Origin of the sequence: Methylobacterium longum (assembly GCF_022179385.1) — a bacterium.
Lineage (GTDB): Bacteria > Pseudomonadota > Alphaproteobacteria > Rhizobiales > Beijerinckiaceae > Methylobacterium > Methylobacterium longum.
In genome coordinates this window covers 1-2,808 of sequence record NZ_BPQS01000112.1, presented here as the reverse complement: position 1 = coordinate 2,808, position 2,808 = coordinate 1, and the positions used below count along the sequence as shown (strand labels likewise).

Genomic DNA, 2,808 nt, shown 5'->3' with positions numbered 1-2,808 from the left:
GATCAACGCCGCCTCCAACGTCCCGGCCTTCTACAGCCCGGTCGGCCGCCGCTCCGACGAGTTCGCCGTCGTCCGCGCAGGCCTGAACTACAAGTTCGGCTCGTACTGAGATCCGGTCGAGCTGCTCCCGGTATCTGTCCCGGGAGTTGCGGCAGAGGGCGAAGGGTAGCTGGTCCTCCCCATCGCCCCTCGCCGCAGAAGAGCAGCCGTCCGGCTGACCTTCGCATCCCCAGCCCGATCAAACTGGCCGCGAGGTCGGCGACACCCTGGGAGCACCCGCTCCCGGGGTGTTTTCTGTTCAGGACCTGAACGGCACCGACTCCTGAAGCGGGCTGTGCTCGGACGCACATCGCGGAACGCACTTCGCGCGTAGCTCTTCCACGTGGCTGCTATCACCCCCTCGGCAGCCCGATCCAGCGGCGCAGCGGCCTTTCCAGGTTGCTGCGCCGTTGTCGTTAGGGGCCGCCTCTACGCTCCCCGCTGAAGGATTACGCCGTACCAGCCCTGGCCGAGGTAAGTCTCATAGCCGGGGGTCCGGTGGTATGCCTGGACCGAACCTGAGCCAACGTCTCGCACTACACCGCACTCACGACCTGCCGGATCGAGTGCCAGCGTCTCACTGAGCACACCTTGTCCGTCGGAAGCCGCCAGCACGCGTCGGCGCGCATCCATCAGCAGCACCCGTGTCCGCCCACGATCCTCCGGCGACACACGCACCCCCTCGACGATCGCGCGCGCCTGCGGCTCCCAATCGAAGTGGATTGCCAGCACGCCGACTGGCCGCCCGTTCGCCCGACCACTCTCGCGCACGCTCGCCGCGTAGGTTGCGACCTGCGCGTTGCCGAGGCCGGTCTCCCGGCGCACGTCGGCACACACGTAATCGTCTCCGGAGGACAGACGGACCGCTTCCCGGAACCAGGGTTCACCGGCGACGCTGCGGCCGCGCACATCCGGGTAGCGGTCCGGTCGCCCGGTGGCGAGGACCCGTCCCTCCAAGTCGCACAGCCAGAGGTCGAGATAGACGGTGTAGGCCGACAGGATCACGCCGAGGCGCTGGGTGGCGTAGGCGGCTGCGGCCGCGTCCGGCGCCGCCGCGCAGGTGGTGACGGCCGCGTCCGTCGCCCACCATCGCACGTCGCAGGTGCGCTCGTAGAGATTTCGGTCGATCAGCTCGACGGCGTTCAGCGCCAGATCGACGAGGCGCTCATCCTGCGCCCGGCCAGCCATGGCATCGACAGCGCGCTGCAGATCATTCACCCGCGTCGAGAGATGGGTTTCCAGTTCGCGGGCAAGGGTCTCCACCTCGCTACCGATGGCGCGCACCTCTTGCGCGACGACGGAGAAGCCGCGCCCCTGCTCCCCGGCACGAGCAGCCTCGATAAGGGCATTCAGCGCCAGCATCTTGGTCTGAGCGGTGATCTGCTGGATGCGGCCGGCTTTGTCCTGCGCGATGCGTCTGACCTCTTCGGTCAGGGTGGAGACCTCTGCCAGAGTGGCAGGAGCATTCGGCTTCCCCGAAGCCGGGACGACGTGAAGGGTGGCGTAGCCCATAGCGCTTGCCCGATGCCGGATCAGCATCGGGCCAGTGACTTCCGACTACACCCGGTCAGCCGCTTCCCGACACATTGGCAATAATAATAATCGGGCTAGATTAACTATGTCCTAAGTGGACGGTTAACTTCGGCGCCTACAACGATAGATTGTACTCATCGTCGACTTGGATGCGCAACGGGCACGAGTATTCAGTGGGAGCAACGGGCCGGTGGCTCGTGGAGCCGTTGCGCGTGTCGCCCGCATCACAGCCCGATGCCGCTCACGCTCTACGGCAAGCCCACTATGGATCTCGCGTTCGCGCGGCTGCGGCTCGACTGGCTTCCTGATCAGGGCTCCGCCTCGACACTGGCCCGCCGCTCGCCATGTTAAGCCCATATCCGCGCACCACGGCCAGGCCGACGACCCACAGGAAGGGCCAGGGCATGCTCGGCAGCCAGCAGGAGGGAGCCATGGGCTACATCATCTCCGGGACGAACGCCGCAAATCAGGCCGGACCCAGCAGCAGCCAAGTCGATACCGCCCTGGAGGCTTGGGAGAAAACCGTAGAGCTTCAGGAGAGCGGATACACAGTGCGCGTGACCTCATCGGAGGGCGCTGAGGTCGATCTGGATGACCTCAAGGTGCGCGCGCTGGCGACCGAGGGGCCGTAGCCTGCATCGAGCGACGAGTGCTCAACGTCACAGGAGCTCCGCCGCAGCCGTTCGGTTCCTTCGCCCCCTCCGCCTCGACCGCAGCGATCACGTTCTCCGGTTCTGCGACCTGATGCAGGGCGCTCTCGGTCGGTACGCCGTCGGGCTCGGCCGCCGCCAGGATGAGCGTGCGCTTGTGCGCCGTCGGGCATTCGAGACGGGTGCCGAGCCGGTCGGGCATAGGCGGGCTGCAGCGGCCAGGACGCAGCCCAGCAATTAAGCGCGTCCGCTCCGCAGCGTACCGTTTTGCCTCTAGGCTGTGCCGTTAACCACTTCCTAATCTTCGTTAATGGTTCGTTGACGCGAGAGCCCGATTTTGAGGAAATACGTAGGCGGGCCGGTACCCGCTACGTCCTCCGAGGTCATCATGGTTCGGGTTTCAGCGCCCAGGCCGATACGTCGCTTAGGTACCGGCACGCTTGCCGGCCTCGCTGCGCCGCTGCTGCTCCTCGCCGCCACGGGCGCGGCCGAGGCGCACGTGAAATGGTTCTGCGCCTACGACGTGGCCGGTCAGCCGCGCGGCCTCGAACAGGTGCTGTGCCCGGATTTCGAGTGGCTCACCGGC

General features: G+C 66.5%; 2 protein-coding genes and 2 pseudogenes. 3 read left to right on the top strand and 1 reads right to left on the bottom strand.

The annotated features are described in order from the left end of the window. A pseudogene (locus MFF58_RS31475) lies at nucleotides 1-109 on the top strand (porin family protein); the annotation flags it as partial. A gap of 359 nt (nucleotides 110-468) precedes the next feature. Here MFF58_RS31475 and MFF58_RS32425 read toward each other — a convergent pair. Further along, nucleotides 469-1,551 (bottom strand): methyl-accepting chemotaxis protein, encoded by a 1,083-nt coding sequence (locus tag MFF58_RS32425; protein ID WP_279603347.1) that lies wholly within the window; start codon nucleotides 1,549-1,551, stop codon nucleotides 469-471. A gap of 452 nt (nucleotides 1,552-2,003) precedes the next feature. On the opposite strand from MFF58_RS32425, the gene MFF58_RS31465 reads away from it, so the two are divergent. Together MFF58_RS31465 and MFF58_RS31460 are read left to right on the top strand one after the other, a co-directional pair. Then, nucleotides 2,004-2,204, top strand: a complete 201-nt coding sequence (locus MFF58_RS31465) for a hypothetical protein (protein ID WP_238294228.1) — start codon at nucleotides 2,004-2,006, stop codon at nucleotides 2,202-2,204. Between the two features lie 406 nt (nucleotides 2,205-2,610). After that, nucleotides 2,611-2,808: pseudogene (locus tag MFF58_RS31460) on the top strand (hypothetical protein); the annotation flags it as partial.

Bases quoted from the DNA above. Each gene is read 5' to 3' on its own strand.
- MFF58_RS31465 (WP_238294228.1), top strand. From the start codon at position 2,004: ATGGGCTACATCATCTCCGGGACGAACGCCGCAAATCAGGCCGGACCC.
- MFF58_RS32425 (WP_279603347.1), bottom strand. From the start codon at position 1,551: ATGGGCTACGCCACCCTTCACGTCGTCCCGGCTTCGGGGAAGCCGAAT.